Source organism: Kitasatospora sp. NPDC089797 (assembly GCF_040684795.1).
Lineage (GTDB): Bacteria > Actinomycetota > Actinomycetes > Streptomycetales > Streptomycetaceae > Kitasatospora.
Window position 1 is genome coordinate 81,518 of the sequence record NZ_JBFBGS010000038.1, and the last position, 15,504, is coordinate 97,021.

General features: G+C 75.8%; 12 protein-coding genes. 7 read left to right on the forward strand and 5 right to left on the reverse strand.

The annotated features are described in order from the left end of the window. Positions 1-26: 26 nt before the first annotated feature. From AB0O91_RS27940 to AB0O91_RS27955, 4 genes are all read left to right on the forward strand, one after another. Positions 27-854: a type VII secretion system-associated protein gene (locus AB0O91_RS27940; RefSeq protein WP_363438469.1), complete on the forward strand. Its 828-nt coding sequence runs from the start codon at positions 27-29 to the stop codon at positions 852-854. Between the two features lie 295 nt (positions 855-1,149). Further along, the gene (locus AB0O91_RS27945) at positions 1,150-2,415 is read left to right on the forward strand and encodes a hypothetical protein (protein ID WP_363438472.1); all 1,266 of its coding nucleotides are present in this window, start codon (positions 1,150-1,152) and stop codon (positions 2,413-2,415) included. A gap of 115 nt (positions 2,416-2,530) precedes the next feature. Continuing rightward, positions 2,531-5,971 carry a right-handed parallel beta-helix repeat-containing protein gene (locus AB0O91_RS27950; protein WP_363438475.1) on the forward strand — a complete coding sequence of 1,147 codons (3,441 nt, stop codon included), beginning with the start codon at positions 2,531-2,533 and terminating at the stop codon, positions 5,969-5,971. Next, positions 5,968-7,287, forward strand: coding sequence for a S8 family serine peptidase (locus tag AB0O91_RS27955; RefSeq protein ID WP_363438478.1), 1,320 nt, complete (start codon positions 5,968-5,970; stop codon positions 7,285-7,287). The genes AB0O91_RS27950 and AB0O91_RS27955 overlap by 4 nt, the downstream gene beginning before the upstream one ends. A 277-nt stretch (positions 7,288-7,564) precedes the next feature. Here AB0O91_RS27955 and AB0O91_RS27960 read toward each other — a convergent pair whose 3' ends face one another. The 4 genes from AB0O91_RS27960 to tnpA form a co-directional block, all read right to left on the reverse strand. After that, on the reverse strand, positions 7,565-8,749 hold the full coding sequence (locus tag AB0O91_RS27960; protein WP_363438481.1) for a MinD/ParA family protein: 1,185 nt from the start codon (positions 8,747-8,749) through the stop codon (positions 7,565-7,567). 108 nt (positions 8,750-8,857) lie between these two features. Beyond that, a complete protein-coding gene (locus tag AB0O91_RS27965; RefSeq protein ID WP_363438484.1) occupies positions 8,858-9,535 on the reverse strand; it encodes an HAD-IA family hydrolase in 678 nt (225 codons plus the stop codon). Between the two features lie 43 nt (positions 9,536-9,578). Beyond that, positions 9,579-10,796, reverse strand: a complete 1,218-nt coding sequence (locus tag AB0O91_RS27970; protein ID WP_363438507.1) for a cytochrome P450 — start codon at positions 10,794-10,796, stop codon at positions 9,579-9,581. A 283-nt stretch (positions 10,797-11,079) separates the two neighbouring features. After that, the gene (tnpA, locus tag AB0O91_RS27975; protein ID WP_363438487.1) at positions 11,080-11,496 is read right to left on the reverse strand and encodes an IS200/IS605 family transposase; all 417 of its coding nucleotides are present in this window, start codon (positions 11,494-11,496) and stop codon (positions 11,080-11,082) included. Between the two features lie 24 nt (positions 11,497-11,520). Between tnpA and AB0O91_RS27980 the strand changes: the two genes are divergently transcribed. The 3 genes from AB0O91_RS27980 to AB0O91_RS27990 all read left to right on the forward strand — a co-directional run bounded on the left by AB0O91_RS27980 (position 11,521) and on the right by AB0O91_RS27990 (position 14,659). After that, a complete protein-coding gene (locus AB0O91_RS27980; protein ID WP_363438490.1) occupies positions 11,521-12,765 on the forward strand; it encodes an RNA-guided endonuclease TnpB family protein in 1,245 nt (414 codons plus the stop codon). Positions 12,766-13,304: 539 nt separating this feature from the next. Continuing rightward, positions 13,305-13,874 (forward strand): putative glycolipid-binding domain-containing protein, encoded by a 570-nt coding sequence (locus AB0O91_RS27985; protein ID WP_363438493.1) that lies wholly within the window; start codon positions 13,305-13,307, stop codon positions 13,872-13,874. Positions 13,875-13,969: 95 nt separating this feature from the next. Continuing rightward, entirely contained in the window at positions 13,970-14,659 is a 690-nt protein-coding gene (locus AB0O91_RS27990; protein WP_363438495.1) for a GNAT family protein, read from the forward strand. A gap of 76 nt (positions 14,660-14,735) precedes the next feature. On the opposite strand, the gene AB0O91_RS27995 is transcribed toward AB0O91_RS27990, so the two are convergent. After that, positions 14,736-15,248: a GNAT family N-acetyltransferase gene (locus tag AB0O91_RS27995; protein WP_363438498.1), complete on the reverse strand. Its 513-nt coding sequence runs from the start codon at positions 15,246-15,248 to the stop codon at positions 14,736-14,738. Positions 15,249-15,504: the final 256 nt, after the last annotated feature.

Consider the following 15,504-nt stretch of genomic DNA (forward strand, 5'->3'; position numbering starts at 1 on the left):
ACCACCACACCGCATTGGAGCCGACGATGACCACTGCCGACGCCGGGCCCGCCGCCGCGGCGCAGATCCCCGTGCCCGAGCACGTCCGGGAGGCGGCCCGGCTGGCGCCCGACCACTGGATCGGCGTGGTCGATCCCGCTTGGGGGGACAAGGCGGCGCCGCCGGAGTGGGCGGTGCTCGGCCACTGGCGCTCGGACGAGGCGGGGGAGACGGAGGAGTTCCTGCCCAACCCCGAGTACCGGCCCTCCCCGCAGGCCCTCGGCTGGGCCGCGCCGACCGACGCCGTCGACGCCGCCGTCCAACTGGCCGCCACCGGCTACGGCCCGGGCGAGGACGTGGTCCGGTGCCTGACCCGGACGCGGGTCGCCGTGCCGCTCGCCCCCGACGGGCAGCTCCTGGCCGCCGTGGACCCGGCCGGCACGCCCGTCGTCCTGGCCTTCACCGCGGGCGGCCACTGGGCGGCGGGCGGACGCCTGGGCCACGCCCTCCTCGACCTGCCGGGCCTGCTGGAGCGCCTCCCGGAGGGCCACGGCGTCCTGCTCAACCCGACGGCCGACGCGATGCTGACCGTCAACCCGGACGCCCTGCGCGCGGCCGTCCCGGCGGCGGCACCGGGCGGGGGCGCCGGGCCCGAGGGCACCCCCGCCGCCGAGGCGCCGGACGTCGAGGAGCCCGCCGCCGAGGGGCCCACCGTTGAGGTCCCGGACGTCGAGGAGCCCACCGTCGAGGAGCCCACTGCTGAGGTCCCGGACGCCGAGGGCACCCCGGCCGAGGCGGCGCCGCCGCCGGTGGCCGGGGCGGCGACGGCCGCCGCCCTCGGGATCCCCACCGCCTCCGGCCCGCGGGCCGGGTGACCCGCGGCCCGCGCCCGCGCGGGGCCGGGCCGACGCACAACGCCCGAACCGGGCCCCCGGCGCGGCGCGGGCCGGAGCCCGGCCGTCGCCGCCCGGAAATCGGCTGAACCCGGTGCGCCGTGCCGCCCGTCGCTACGGGTAGGGCCCATGTCCTGTGCCGGGCCCGGTCGTCACCGACCGGGCCCGGCAGAGGTGTTGGGCATCGGGTGTCGTCCAAGGCCAGGGAGTGCGGGTGGGCAGGGAACGGAGCGCGCGGGGGAGCCGGTCGTCGGGCGGGGGCATCCAACTGCCCGCCGTGGCCTGGGCCTTGCCCGAGCCGGCGGCGGCGGAGGCGGAACAGTCCGGGAGCCCCGCGGCGCCGCCCGGGGCCCCCGCGGCGGTGGGCGCCGCCGGGGCGGTGCCCCCGGTACGGGAGGCCGCCGCGACGGCGGCGGGCACCGGGACGGCCCGGCCCGGCATCAGTGCCGTGCCCGCGCCGGACGGTGCGGCGGAGGGGGAGGGCGCCCAGCGGCGCATCCCCAAGCCGATGGTGGCCGCCGCGGTGCTGGCCGGCCTGGTGCTGGTCGGGGTGCCGCTGGGGGTGGCCGGCCTCGGCGGGGACAGCCCCGGCCCGCACGGCGCCGACGGCCCGCCGCCCGCCGGGTTCTCCCAGCCGGACGGCGGCGGCAACGGCTACGTCCCCGGCGCCGACAACCCCGGCAACCCGCCCGGTGACCAGCCGCTGCAGCCGGGCCAGCCCGGCCAGCCCGCGGAACCCGGCCAGCCGGGCGCCCCCCAGCCCGGGGACGGCGTGGTGCCCGCCGCCGCGGCCCTCGGCGCCGTCCTGCCCGGCGCCGCCGCCGACCAGGGCGGCCACGGGACCACGGCCGCCGGCCGCACCGCCGCCGGCGCCCCGGGCACCGCCGGAGCGCCCGCCGCCACCCAGGACGGCGGCCAGAACACCGGCCAGAGCACCGGTCAGGGCAGCGGCCAGGGCGCCGGCGCCCCGCAGACCAAGCCCCAGCAGCCCGCCCCCCAGCAACCCGCCCCGCCCCCGGCCAAGCCCACCCAGCCCGCCCCGCCGCCCGCGCCCACCTACCACGGCGTCGCCGGCCCCGGCTGCGGCGGCTCCACCTCCATGCAGCAGAGCGGCTGGTACGACGACGGGCAGAAGGGCTGGCGCAAGAACTCCGGCGGCTACACCGGCGACGGCTGCGGCGGCGGCTTCACCTCGATGCCGATGTCCGGCGCCGCCAACAAGGACGACAACAGCAACACCGTGGTGTGGACCTTCACCACCGGCCCGCTCACCACCGGCAGCTGCCGGCTGTCCGTCTACGTGCCCAACGGCGACCTCAAGTCCGTCGGCGGCGCCCCCACCTACTACACCGTGCAGGGCCGCTCCTTCGAGGTGAACCAGGTCTCCTACCGCGGCCAGTGGGTCTCCGCGGGCACCTTCCCGCTCAGCGGCGGCCGCATCGCCGTCACGATGCACAGCCGCGGCCAGGACTGGGTCGGCGACAGCGTCAAGACCTTCGCCCACCACGCGGCCTCCGCCGTCAAGGCCGACTGCACCGGCTGACCCCGGCCGGCGAGAAGCACCGGCAGCACCACCAGCACCACCAGCACCACCAGCACCACCCGCAGCACCAGCACCACCCGCACCACAGCCACGAACGACGGAGGAGAACGCCCCTATGACCCGCCATGTGCTGACGGTCGGTGCGCAGCCGCGCGAGGGCGGCTACCGCACGATCGGCGCCGCCCTGGAGGCGGCCCGCAGCGGAGCGGTGATCAGCGTCCGCCCGGGCCGCTACGACGAGAACCTGGTGATCACCAAGATGGTGACCATCACCGCCGAGGAGGCCCCCGGCAGCGTGCGCATCTCCCCGCGCCGGGGCGCCGTCGTCCAGGTCGTCGCCGAGGCCGTCCAGCTCACCGGCCTGGTCCTCCAGGGCCAGGACGAGGAACTGCCCACCGTCGACGTGCCGCGCGGCCAGGCCGCCCTCCAGGACTGCGAGGTCGCCGGGAACTCCTGGACGGCCGTCCTCACCCGCCAGCAGGGCTCCCTGGCCATGCGCGGCTGCCGCGTCGTCAACCCCGCCGGCGCCGGCATCGTCGAGACCTCCACCGGCACCAGCGTCATCGAGGACACCGTCATCGAACACCTCGGCAGCTCCGCCGTGGTGATCGGCGAACAGGCCAACCCCGTCATCCGCCGCTGCGTGCTGCGCGACGCCCGCGGCAACGGCGTCTGCGCCAACGGCGAGGGCCGCGGCTCCGTCGAGGACTGCGAGATCTCCGCCACCGACAAGCCCGCCATCGCCCTGGAGGAGCACAGCACCACCCGGGTGCTGCGCACCACCGTGCGCGACGTCGCGCTCGGCGTCTACGTCAGCTCCGCCGCGCAGGTCCTGCTGGAGGACTGCACCCTCGAGAGCACCCGCGGCCACGCACTGGTCCTGGCCGGCGGCACCGACCCGCTGGTGCGCCGCTGCCGCACCGCCCGCGCCAAGGGCCACGGCATCCACGTCACCGGCCGCTCCCGGGGCCGCTTCGAGGAGTGCGCGGTCGCCGACGCCCAGGGCACCGGCATCCTGGTCGACGAGTCCGCCAGCCCGGTCCTGACCCGCACCACCGTCACCGGCGGCGCCGGCGACGCGGTCGACCACACCGGCGAGAGCGCCGCCGAGTTCGACCGCCTGGAGGTGCGGGGCGCCGCCGGCGCCGGGGTCGTGGTGCGCGACGGCGCCAACCCGCTGCTGCGCCGCCTGGACGTCGCCGAGGTCGGCGGCCACGGCGTCGAGGTGCTGCGCGAGGGCCGCGGCCGGCTGGAGTCCTGCCTGCTGGGGGCGGGCGGGCGCGCCGCCCTGCGGGTCTCCGACGGCGGCAACACCCAGGTCGGCGCCACCACCGTGCGCGGCAGCAGCAGCGGCAGCACCGGCACCGCCGCGGCGGCGGTCAACGGCGTCGAGATCGGCCCCGGCGGCCTGGTCTCGCTGCGCGACTGCGACATCGCCGACTGGAGCGGCGACGGCCTGCTCGTCGAGGACGACGGCGAACTCACCGCCGCCCGCACCCGGATCCACGGCAACCGCCGCCACGGCGCCCTGCTCGCCCCCGGCGCCCGCGCCGCCCTGACCGGCTGCGAACTGACCGACAACGGCCGCGACGGACTGCGGGTGGACTCCGAGGAACCGGTGCGCGTCACCGGCTGCACCGCCACTGGCAACCGCGGCTCGGGACTGCGCCAGAGCCGGCCCAGCACCCGCCTCGCCGTCCAGGACCTGACCAGCCGCGACAACGCCCACGCCGACAGCCACGGCAGCGCCGAGGCCCGCCCCGGCGCCCCCGTCCCCGCCGCCCGCCCGGCCCCCGCGGAAGGGGACCACAGGGACCACGGGGAGGACGACGGCGGGTACGCGGACGCCCCCCGGCCGGACGGCGCCGAGCAGCCGCCGCCGCCCGACCCCGAGGGCCCGCAGGCCGCCCTCCAGGCCCTGGTCGGCCTGGAGGGCGTCAAGGAGCAGGTCGCCACCCTGGTCAACCTCAACAAGCTGGCCCGGCGCCGCGAACAGGCCGGCATGCCCGCCCTGCCGATGGGCCGGCACCTGATCTTCGCCGGGCCGCCCGGCACCGGGAAGACCACCGTCGCCCGCCTCTACGGCGCGATCCTGGCCGAACTCGGCGTCCTGCGCAGCGGCCACCTCACCGAGGTCGCCCGGGCCGACCTGGTCGCCTCCATCGTCGGCGGCACCGCCATCAAGACCACCGAGGTCTTCCAGTCCGCGCTCGGCGGCGTGCTGTTCATCGACGAGGCCTACACCCTGTCCGCCGGATCCGGCGGCACCGGCCCGGACTTCGGCCGCGAGGCGATCGACACCCTGGTCAAGCTGATGGAGGACCACCGCGACGACGTGGTGGTGATCGTGGCCGGCTACTCCGAGGAGATGACCGACTTCCTGGCCTCCAACCCCGGCCTGGCCTCCCGCTTCAGCCGCACCGTCGAGTTCCGCAACTACTCGGCCGAGGAACTGGTCACCATCGTCCAACGCGCCGCCGCCGCCCACGGGTTCGACCTCGCCGACGCCACCACGCAGGCCCTGGGCGCCCACTTCACCCGGATGCCCAAGGGCGCCGACTTCGGCAACGGCCGCGCCGCCCGCAAGGTCTTCGAGGAGATGGTCGACCGCCAGGCCTCCCGGCTGGCCGCCCTGCCCGAGGTCACCGACGCCGACCTGCCGCTGCTGCTGCCCGAGGACCTCGGCGCCGACGCCGTGCGCGCCGCCGGCCCCGGCGCCGGCCCGGACGGACGCAGCGAACTCCTCGCCCGGCTGCGGGCGATGGTGGGCCTGGCCGCGGCCAAGGAACAGGTGGAGAACCTGGTCAACCTGATCACCCAGGCCCGCCGCCGCGAGGAGGCCGGCCTGCCCGCCGCCCGGATCAGCCACCACCTGGTCTTCGCCGGCCCGCCCGGCACCGGCAAGACCACCGTCGCCCGCCTCTACGGCGCCCTGCTCGCCGAACTCGGCGTGCTGCCCACCGGCCAGCTGATCGAGACCGCCCGCGCCGACCTGGTAGGCCGCTACATCGGCCACACCGCCCAGCTCACCAAGGAGGCCTTCGAACGCGCCCGCGGCGGCGTCCTGTTCATCGACGAGGCCTACACCCTCACCCCGCGCGGCGCCGCCGCCTCCGGCGACTTCGGCCAGGAGGCCGTGGACACCCTGATGAAGCTGATGGAGGACCACCGCGACGAGGTGGTGGTCATCGTGGCCGGCTACCAGGACGAGATGCAGGGCTTCCTGGCCTCCAACCCCGGCCTGGCCTCGCGCTTCCCCCAGCAGATCACCTTCGAGCACTACAGCGCCGACGAACTCGTCACCATCATCGCCGGCCAGGCCGAGGACGCCGGCTACCTCTGCGCCCCCGAGACCCTCACCGCGCTGAGCACCCTGTGCACGGCCGTCCCCCGCGACCGCACCTTCGGCAACGGCCGCTTCGCCCGCCAGACCCTGGAGGCGATGGTCACCCGCCAGGCCGGGCGCCTGGCCCGCCTGGAGATCGGCGACGTGTCCGAACTGAGCCTGCTGCTGCCCCAGGACGTCCCCGCGCTGGTCCGCGGGAGCGCGGCGTGACGGCCCGTCTCCTCACCCCGCTCGCCCTGCTGACCGCCCTCGCCCTGCTCGCCGCCCTCACCCTCCTGTCCACCGCGGCGGCCGCCGCCTCCGGCGACGCCTCCGCCCTGCCCGTGATCGCCCAGAACCGCTCCGCCGCCCGCCCCGGCGAGTGCCTCAAACCCTCCGACAAGGGCACCGACCGCACCCCCTGGGCCCAGACCTACCTGCACCCCGAGGTCGCCTGGCCGCTCAGCCGCGGCACCGGGGTGACCGTCGCCGTGGTCGGCTCCGGCGTCGACGGCGCCTCCGGCGTCCTGGGCGAACGCCTGGTCACCGGCCCGCGCGAGTACGGCACCGGCGACTCCACCCGCGACTGCGTCGGCCACGGCACCTTCCTCGCCGGCCTGATCGCCGCCCGCCACCAGGACGGCACCGGCTTCGCCGGCATCGCCCCCGAGGCCCGCATCCTCGCCGTGGCCGTCACCGACGACACCGGCGCCACCACCCCGGCCCTGCTCGCCAAGGGCATCCGCGACGCGGCCGACGCCGGCGCCCGGGTGATCGCCTCCGCCCTGCCCCTGCCCGCCGGCGACCCCGCCCTCGACGACGCGCTGCGCCACGCCGACGGCAAGGGCGCCCTGGTCGTCGCCCCGGCCGCCTTCGACCAGGGCAACGCCGCCGTGGCCTCCGCCCCGTCCCAGGTCCTCACCGTCGCCGCCCTCGCCCCGGGCGGCACCGCCCCGGGCGGGGGTACGGGCAGCGGCGGGGGCGGGGGCACGGGCAGCGGTACCAGCGGCAGCGGCGCCGCCGTCACCGCCGTCACCGCCGTCACCGCCCAGGACACCCCCGCCCCGGCGGGCACCCCGGCCGGCCCCCGGGTCGACCTGACGGCCCCGGGCGAGGCGATGATGAGCACCGGACCGGCCGGCCGGGGCTACTTCACCGGCAGCGGCCCCAGCTTCGCCACCGCCGTGGTGGCCGGCACCGCCGCCCTGCTGCTCGGCTACCACCCCGACCTCGACCCCGCCCACCTGCGCGACCGCCTCGAATCCACCGCCTACCACCCCGGCACCGCCCTGCCCGACCCCCGCCTGGGCTACGGCACCGTCGACCCCCTGGCCGCCCTCACCACCACCGCGCCCGCCACCCCGGCCGCCGCCCTACCGCCCGCCACGGCCCCCGCCCTCCAACCCCCGCCCCCCGACCCCGCCCCCCACCAGGCCGCGACCGTCGCCGCCGCCGTCCTCGCCACCGTCGTCCTCACCCTCGGCCTGGCCCTCCTGGTCACCACCGCCCGCCGCCACGCCTGGCGCCCCCGCGCCTGGAAGCCCTGACGGCCGAGGGCGGAGCCCGTTGCGGCCCGCCGGGTGTATCGACCACGAGCGTTGTCGACGGTGGTCGACACAGCCGGGGCCCGTCCGACGATTCCCGCCGGGTGCGAGCCGGGCGCGCGGCGTCGGGGCACGCACCCCGCCGCGTCGTCGGTCGCCGACGCCCCCGGCCTTCGGCCGGAAGACGCCCGACCGCAGTGGCCCACGCCGCGCGCTGAATCCGACGCGAATCGTCGGACACCCTCTGGGCCCGTCCGCCGCCGTCCGGGCCGGCGGCCCGTCAGGAGGCGGACGGGTGGATGCCCTCGGCGACGAGGGCGGCCAGGGTGAGGTGGGCGCGGCGGGTGCGGGGGTGCAGGCGCGCGGGCTCGAAGACGCCGCCGAGGGCGAGGTGTTCGTCGAAGGGCAGCACGACGGCGCCCCGGCAGCGGCGGCCGAAATGGTCCAGCAGGTCGTCGGCGCCGACGGTGCGGCCCTTGGCCCGGACGCCGGAGACGGCGGTGACGCTGCGCCGGGCGAGGTCCTGGTAGCCGTTGGCACACAGCCAGTCCAGGGTGGTGTCGGCCCCGGCGGCGCCGTCGATGCTGGTGGTGGCGGTGATGACCAGCTGGTCGGCGAGGTCGAGCACGGCACGCATGGAGCCGTGCAGCAGCCCGGTGCCGCAGTCGGCCAGGACGATCGGGTACTGGCGGCTGAGCAGTTCGACCAGGCGCCGGTAGTCCTCGCCGCCGAAGGCGTCGGCGACGGTGGGGTCGGCGTCGTTGGCCAGCACCTCCAGGCCGCTGGGGGTCAGCGAGGTGAAGCGCCGGATGTCCATGTAGCCGGTGATCGAGGGCGCGGCGGCCAGCAGGCCCTGGACGGTGGCCGCACCCTCGCGGCGGATGCGCCGGCTCAGGGTGCCGGTGTCCGGGTTGGCGTCGACGGCGACGACCTTGTCGGCCCGGGTCTCGGCGAGGACGGACCCCAGGCCCAGCGTCGCGGAGGTCTTGCCGACGCCGCCCTTGAGGCCGATGACCGCGATCCGGAAGGAACGGTGCAGCGGGGTGCGGATGAGGGCGGTCAGCCGTTCCCGCTCGCGCTGCTCGCCCCGGCCGAGCAGCCGGCCGAGCCGGGCCGGGGCCGGGGTCGGGGCGGGGGTTGGGGCCGGGGCGAGGGGTGCCGGGGCGGTGTACGGGAGGGCGGCGGGGGCCGGGAGCGGGGCCGGAGCGGCCGGAACCGGTACGGGAGCCGGAACCGGCAGCGGCGTCGGCACCGTCAGCGGCGCCGGCGCCGGTACGGCCGGGGCGGGCCGGGCCTGCGGGGGGATGAGGACCGTCCCCAGGGCGTCCAGCGGCCGCTGCCAGTCCGGCCCGGCCGGCCGGGCCGGACTGGCCGGGGGCAGGAGCGCGTAGTCGGGGGAGAGGTCCCGCTCCGGGCCCGGGCCCAGCCGCCGTACCTGCTCGATGACCGCGTGCTCCGCCGCCACGTTCCGCCTCCTGTCGCCGCGCCGGCCCCGGGCCGGTGCCGTCCACTTCCCCCTCCGGCACAACGGCCCGGACCCGCCGCGCCGTTCACCCCGCCCGGTCACGTCACGTCACGGCAGCGGCAGTGCGGCGGCGCCGGTGACCAGGGCGGGCAGCTCGCGCATGGAGTCGAAGGTGCGGGTGCCCGGCCCGGCCAGCCAGGCGGCCGGGGTGAGGCCGCCGTGGAAGCCGAGCGAGCGCATGCCGGCCGCGCGGGCGGCGGCCACCCCGTACTTGCTGTCCTCCACCACCAGGCAGGTGGCCGGCTCGACCCCCGCCGCGGCCGCGGCGTGCAGGAACAGGTCGGGCGCGGGCTTGCCGGCCGCGACGTCCTCGGCGCTGAAGATCCGGCCCTCGAAGCGGGCCAGCAGCCCGGTCCGCCCCAGGGTCGCGCGCAGCCGGGCGTGGCCGCTGGAGGAGGCGACGCAGTCGCGCACCCCGGCCCGCTCCAGCTCCGCCAGCGCCTCCACCACCCCGTCCACGGGGGCGAGTTCGGCGGCGAACGCCTCGTCGTACAGGTGCTGGTAGGCCTGCTCCCAGCCCGGTTCCAGCGGCACGCTCGCATGGGCGGCGAGCTCGGCGGTCATGTCGGCGTGGGTGCGGCCGACGAAGCGCTCCACGATCTCCGCCTCGGACAGCGGCCAGCCGATCGCGGCCGCCACCTGCGCGTCCACCTTCACCGCCACGCGCTCGCTGTCCAGCAGTACGCCGTCGCAGTCGAAGATCACCAGTTCGATGGGTATGGGCATGATCCACACCCTAGAACTCCCGGCACGGCCCCCCGCCGCCCGGTCACTCCCGGGTGAGCAGCACCGGCAGCGAGCGGTGCCCGTTGGAGATCAGCGAGTCCACCGGCTCCAGCTCCGCCCCCGGCAGCAGCACCAGGAGCGGGAAGCGTTCGAACAGCGCGCGCAGCGCCGTGCGCGCCTCCAGCCGGGCCAGCGGCGCGCCGAGGCAGAAATGCGGGCCGTGCCCGAAGGCCAGGTGGTCCTTCGCCGGCCGCAGCACGTCGAAGACGGCGCCCGCCGCCCCGTAGCGCACCGGGTGGCGCCCGGCCGCCGCGTAGGAGGGCAGGATCGCCTCGCCCCGGCGGATCACCGCCCCGCCCGGCAGGGCGATGTCCTCCACCGCGTAGCGCAGCGGCAGGTGCGCCACCGGCGCCTCGCAGCGCAGCGCCTCCTCGACCACGTCCGCCCAGCCGGCCTTGCCCGCCCGCACCAGGTCCAGCTGCTCGGGGTGGGTGAGCAGCAGGGTGATCGCGTTGTCGATGAGGTTGACGGTGGTCTCGTACCCGGCCGAGACGATCAGCAGCAGGGTGTCGCGCAGCTCCTCCTCGCTCAGCGCGCCGCCGTCGCCCTCGGTGTCGCGCACCCCGATCAGCAGCGAGGTCAGGTCCTCGCCCGGCTGCGCCCGTTTGGCCGCGATCAGCTCCTCCAGCATGCCGAGGAAGGCGGCGGCGTTGGCCGCGGCCTCCTCGGGGGTGAGGGTGGTGGAGAAGACCCGGTCGACGTGGTGGCGGAAGCGGTCGCGCAACTCGACCGGCAGGCCCAGCAGTTCGCCGATCACCTGGATCGGCAGCGGGTAGGCCAGGCGTTCGCGCAGGTCCACCGCCGTCCCGGGCGGGGTCAGGGCGATGGTGTCCAGCAGGGCGGCGGTCAGCTCCTCGACCCGTTCGGCCATCGAGCCGACCTGACGGGCGGTGAACGCGGCGCCCACCAGGCGGCGCAGCCGGCGGTGGTCGGCGCCGTGCGCGTTGAACATGTTGCGCGCGCTCACCCACAGGGCCAACGGCCAGTCCGGCACCAGCCGTTCGAAGTCCGGCCAGTGCTGCTGGCCGTCCTTGGACACCCGCGGGTCCCGCAGCAGCTCCTCCAGCAGCAGCGGGTCGGCCACCGCCCAGGCCGGCACCCCGAGCAGGTCCACGGGGGTGGCGGGCCCGCGCGCGAACAGCTCGGCGCTCTCGGCGTCGCGGGCCCGCCCGGTGGGGTCCAGGACCAGACGCGGCCCCATCGGGCACCGGGCGTCGGGCGGGTTCGACTGGTCGTCCACGGGAGCTCCTTCGGGCGAGGGTCGGGGTCGTACGGCGCGCCCCGGGACGAGGATGGGCCCGCCCACCCGCCCCCGTCGAGACCGCCGCCCCCGCCGCCAGGCCGTCGACGCCCCGCCGCCGCCCCGGCCGACGGCCCCGCCTGTCGGTGCCGCCGCCTACCCTTGCCACCCGTGACCGGGTCTTCCGGCGCAAGGCCCGTCCTTCAGGGCGGGGTTGGACGGAACGGTCCGTCAGTGCGGATCTTCACACCGGGCGCTGCTGTTGTTCGATGTACTGCCGGATGATCGTAAGCGGTGCGCCGCCGCAGGACGCGGCGAAGTAGGACGGAGACCAGAAGTGGCCGTGCATGATGGCGCGGTTCGCACGGCCGGTGAAGTCCCGGCGGAGGATGCGCGCGGATACGCCCTTGAGGCTGTTCACCAGGCTGGAGACGGCGACCTTCGGCGGGTAGTTCACCAGCAGGTGGACGTGATCGGTTCCACCGTTGAACTCGATCAGCTGGGCTTCGAAGTCGGTACAGACCTTCCGCATCGCCTCCTCGCAGACGGTCAGCATCTCGTCGTTGAAGACACCGCGCCGGTACTTGGTCACGAAGACCAAGTGGACATGCATCGCGGAAACCACGTGCCGGCCGCGTCTGTAGTCGGTTTCGACAGCCATGGACCAAACGATACGATCAGGGTCGTGCAGCTCCGATACAACTACCGCGTGCATCCCACGCCCGGTCAGCGTCGATCGCTGGCTCAGGCGTTCGGGTGCGCGAGGGTGGTCTTCAACGACGGCCTCCGGGCACGTCGGGAAGCCCATGCGGCGGGGCTGCCGTACGTCAAGGACACCGACTTGCAGAAGCAGGTCATCACCACCGCGAAGCACACCGAGGAACGTGCGTGGCTGGCGGATGTGTCGTCGGTGGTGCTGGTGCAGTCCCTTCGGGATCTGCACACCGCCTACCGGAACTTCTTCTCCTCGGTCACCGGCAGGCGCAAGGGTCCGAAGATCGCACCCCCTCGCTTCAAGTCGAAGCGGGACAATCGGCAGTCGGTCCGGCTCACCGCCAACGGGTTCTCCCTGCGGGACAACGGCCGTCTGTACGTGGCGAAGATCGGCGACCTTCAGGTGCGCTGGTCGCGTCCTCTCCCGGCCGCCCCGACCTCGGTCACGGTCACCAAGGACGCCGCCGACCGGTACTGGGCATCCTTCGTCGTGGACACCGAACCGCAGATCATCGAAGACCTGGACTTCGGCGGCGACCTGGACGGCGAGACCGGGATCGACCTCGGTCTCACCCACTTCGCCGTCCTGTCGGACGGGAAGAAGATCGACGCCCCGAAGTTCCTCCGCCGGGCAGAGCGCAGGCTCAAGCGGATGCACAAGGCCCTGAGTCGCTGCGCGAAGGGCAGCAACAACCGGGCCAAGGCCCGCAGGAAGGTCGCGCGTCAGCACGCCCGCGTGGCCGACCGCCGCCGGGACTGGCACCACAAGGAATCCACGCGACTCGTGCGCGACAACCAAGCGCTGTACGTGGAAGACCTCGCGGTGAAGGGCCTCGCGCGGACCGACCTCGCCAAGTCCGTGCACGACGCCGGATGGTCGCAGTTCCTTGCGATGCTGGAGTACAAGACCATCAAGCACGGCCGGTACTTCGGCCGCATCGCCCGCTTCGAGCCCACCTCTCAGGTCTGCTCCGCCTGCGGGATCAAGGACGGCCCCAAGCCGCTGTCGGTCCGTGAGTGGGCCTGCGGGGACTGCGGGACTGTCCACGACCGCGATATCAACGCCGCACGCAACATCCTGGCCGCCGGACGGACGGACAGGCTAAACGCCTCGCAGAGCGTAGGTAAGACCGGGGCTTCGGTCCCGGCACCGCGCGTTGAAGCAGGAACCCACCCAGACCGGCACGTTCCGGTGGTAGGAATCCAGGTCCTCTAGGGCCTGGAGGACGTCAACGATCCCGCGCCCACCCCGCCGCAGCACCTCGACCGCGTCGACGAACTGCTCGCCGACCCCGACCCCTACGCCCCGGCCGACAGCGCCCACGCCACCGGGTACGCCGGCCCGGGCTACCGGGTCGAGGAACTGCACGTCAGCCGGGACTTCTGGGACGACGAGGACGGGTAGGCCTGCGAGCGCGCACACGACCTGGCCGCCGCCCGACTCGCCGCCCTCGCCGAGGTCCTCACCGCGCGCTGGGGCCGCCCGTACGCCGTCGACCTGTTCCCCCACCTGACGACGGACCACGACGCGGAGCACCCCGGCCGCCCCGCCCCCGAACCGCTGGCCCTGCTCAGCGGCAAGGCCGTCACCCTGCACGTCTGGCCGCTGCCCGACGGCGCAGCGGGCCCGCGCTGGCTCGGCCTGAGCGTCGGACAGGAGGACCGCGAACTGCCCGTCGTCCTGTTCGCCGCCCTCGCCGACGGCCCCGCCCCGGCGTCCGAGGCACTGTCACAGCCGGACGCTACCGTGGGCCGATGACCGCCCCCGCCACCGTCCCCACCTGGAAGATCGACGAGACCGACGGCCTGGAGACCGCCTGGATCACCCGCACCCCCACCACCCTGGCCGCCCGCGGCCGGGTCGCCGCCACCCGCCCGGCCCCCTACTGGCTCACCTACGCACTCGAGACCGCCCCGGACTTCACCACCCGCCGCCTCCAGCTGACCGCCCACACCCCCGAGGCCACCCGCACCCTCGACCTGCGCCGCGACGACACCGGCCGCTGGAGCGTCGACGGCACCGCGCGCCCCGACCTCGACGGCGCCCTCGACTGCGACCTCGGCCTCTCCCCGCTCACCAACACCCCGCCGGTGCTGCGCCACGGCCTCCACCAGGGCCCCGGCGAGCGGCACTTCCTGATGGCCTGGATCCGGGTGCCCGACCTGACCGTCCACCCCTCCCGCCAGACCTACACCCACCTGCGCCGCGCCGCCGACGGCACCGCCACCGTCCGCTACGCCTCCGGCGACTACCACGCCGACCTGCTCATCGACCCGGACGGCCTGGTGCGCGACTACCCCGGCCTGGCCCACCGCCTGGGCTGAGCACCCGCGCGCGGGCCGGGAGCCGGGAGCCGGGCCGGAAACCGGGGCCCCGGAAACCGGATGACCGCGGCCGCGACCGTCACCGACAATGACGCATGCTGACCGATCACTGGCCGCTGCTGGCCCTGCGACTGACCACGCCCCGGCTGGAGCTGCGGCTGCCCGCCGACGACGAACTCGCCGACCTGGCCGCGCTCGCGGCCGAGGGCATCCACGCCCCGGACCGGATGCCGTTCCTCGTGCCGTGGACCGACCTGCCCCCGGCCGAGCGGGCCCGCTCGGTGGTGCAGCACCACTGGCTGTGCCGGGGCGCCTGGTCGCCGCAGGACTGGTCCCTGAACCTGGCCGTGCTCGAGGACGGCCGGGTGGTCGGCCTGCAGACCGTCACCGCCCGCGACTTCGCCGTGCTGCGCGAGGTCGGCACCGCCTCCTGGCTCGGCGCGCGGCACCAGGGGAAGGGGATCGGCACCGAGATGCGGGCCGCCGTCCTGCACCTGGCCTTCGCCGGGCTGGGCGCGCTGGAGGCGACGTCGGGCGCTTTCGAGGACAACGACACCTCGTACCGGGTCTCCCGCAAGCTCGGCTACGAACCCGACGGCACCGAGCGCCGCGTGGTCCGCGGCCGGCCCGCGACCAAGCGCCGCCTGAGGCTGACCCGCACCCGCTGGCAGGAGCAGCAGACACCGGCAGGGATCCCCGTCTCGATCGACGGCCTGACCCCCTGCCTGCCGATGTTCGGCCTCCCCGCCGACGACAGCGCCGACCACCGGCACCCGGATGCCTAGCCGGGAGCCGCCCGGCCGCTCGCCGCCGGGCCCCCTCGGCGTGCGGGGGAAGCGCCGGGCCCGCCGCCGTCCGTGGCTACACCGTGAGTGCCAGGCGCCAGTTGTGGGAGCGGAGGCGGCGGCCCGGCGGGTACTCGAAGTCGACCTCGCCGAGCAGCTCGAACCCCGCCCTGCGGCACACCGCGTTGGAGGCGTCGTGCCGCACCGAGGGGAAGGCGTGCAGCCACGCCGGCCCGCCCGGGTGCCCGGCCCGGCGGGCGCACAGCAGCAGGGCCCGCACCGCCAGGCCCCGGCCCTGGTACTCGGGCAGCACGGCGTACCCGGTCTCGTACACCTCCTGCCCCTGCCAGGTGTGCGGCCAGTACCCGACCGACCCGGCCGCCTCGCCGTCGAGCATCAGCAGGAACATCCGCCCGTCCGTCATCGCGAGGTAGCGCTCGTGCCGCAGCCGTATCCGCTCGGTGCTCTCCACCCCGCCCAGGTGCTCGGTCAGTTCGGGGGTGTTCTGGCGGTGCAGCACGTCCAGGCCCCGCGCGGACCAGGGCGCGAGGGTCAGGGAGCCGGAGGCCGCGGGGGAGTGGGTCGTCATGCCGCGCACGCTAGCGCGCGGGTCCGACACCGCCCCGCCGACGGGGAGCGGGAACGGGCAGCCGGATGGAGCGGGAAGTCGGCGGGGACGACTTCCCGCTCCGGGCGGGGGCGGCGGGCGCCCGGGCACCCCCCGTGCCTGCCGAGCGGGGCCGCGCGGCCCGGGACGGGGGCGGCGCACCCCGGGTGGTTGTCGGCGAGATCCGAAGAGCGTAGTGTTGGGAAAGACTGTTACAAAAGATGTGTATTTAATGGTG

What these genes read in the sequence shown, in the direction of transcription:
- AB0O91_RS27985 (WP_363438493.1), top strand. Translation starts at nt 13,305, where the DNA reads ATGACCGCCCCCGCCACCGTCCCCACCTGGAAGATCGACGAGACCGAC.
- AB0O91_RS27965 (WP_363438484.1), bottom strand. Translation starts at nt 9,535, where the DNA reads ATGCCCATACCCATCGAACTGGTGATCTTCGACTGCGACGGCGTACTG.
- AB0O91_RS27970 (WP_363438507.1), bottom strand. Translation starts at nt 10,796, where the DNA reads ATGGGGCCGCGTCTGGTCCTGGACCCCACCGGGCGGGCCCGCGACGCC.
- AB0O91_RS27995 (WP_363438498.1), bottom strand. Translation starts at nt 15,248, where the DNA reads ATGACGACCCACTCCCCCGCGGCCTCCGGCTCCCTGACCCTCGCGCCC.
- AB0O91_RS27940 (WP_363438469.1), top strand. Translation starts at nt 27, where the DNA reads ATGACCACTGCCGACGCCGGGCCCGCCGCCGCGGCGCAGATCCCCGTG.
- AB0O91_RS27950 (WP_363438475.1), top strand. Translation starts at nt 2,531, where the DNA reads ATGACCCGCCATGTGCTGACGGTCGGTGCGCAGCCGCGCGAGGGCGGC.
- AB0O91_RS27990 (WP_363438495.1), top strand. Translation starts at nt 13,970, where the DNA reads ATGCTGACCGATCACTGGCCGCTGCTGGCCCTGCGACTGACCACGCCC.
- tnpA (WP_363438487.1), bottom strand. Translation starts at nt 11,496, where the DNA reads ATGGCTGTCGAAACCGACTACAGACGCGGCCGGCACGTGGTTTCCGCG.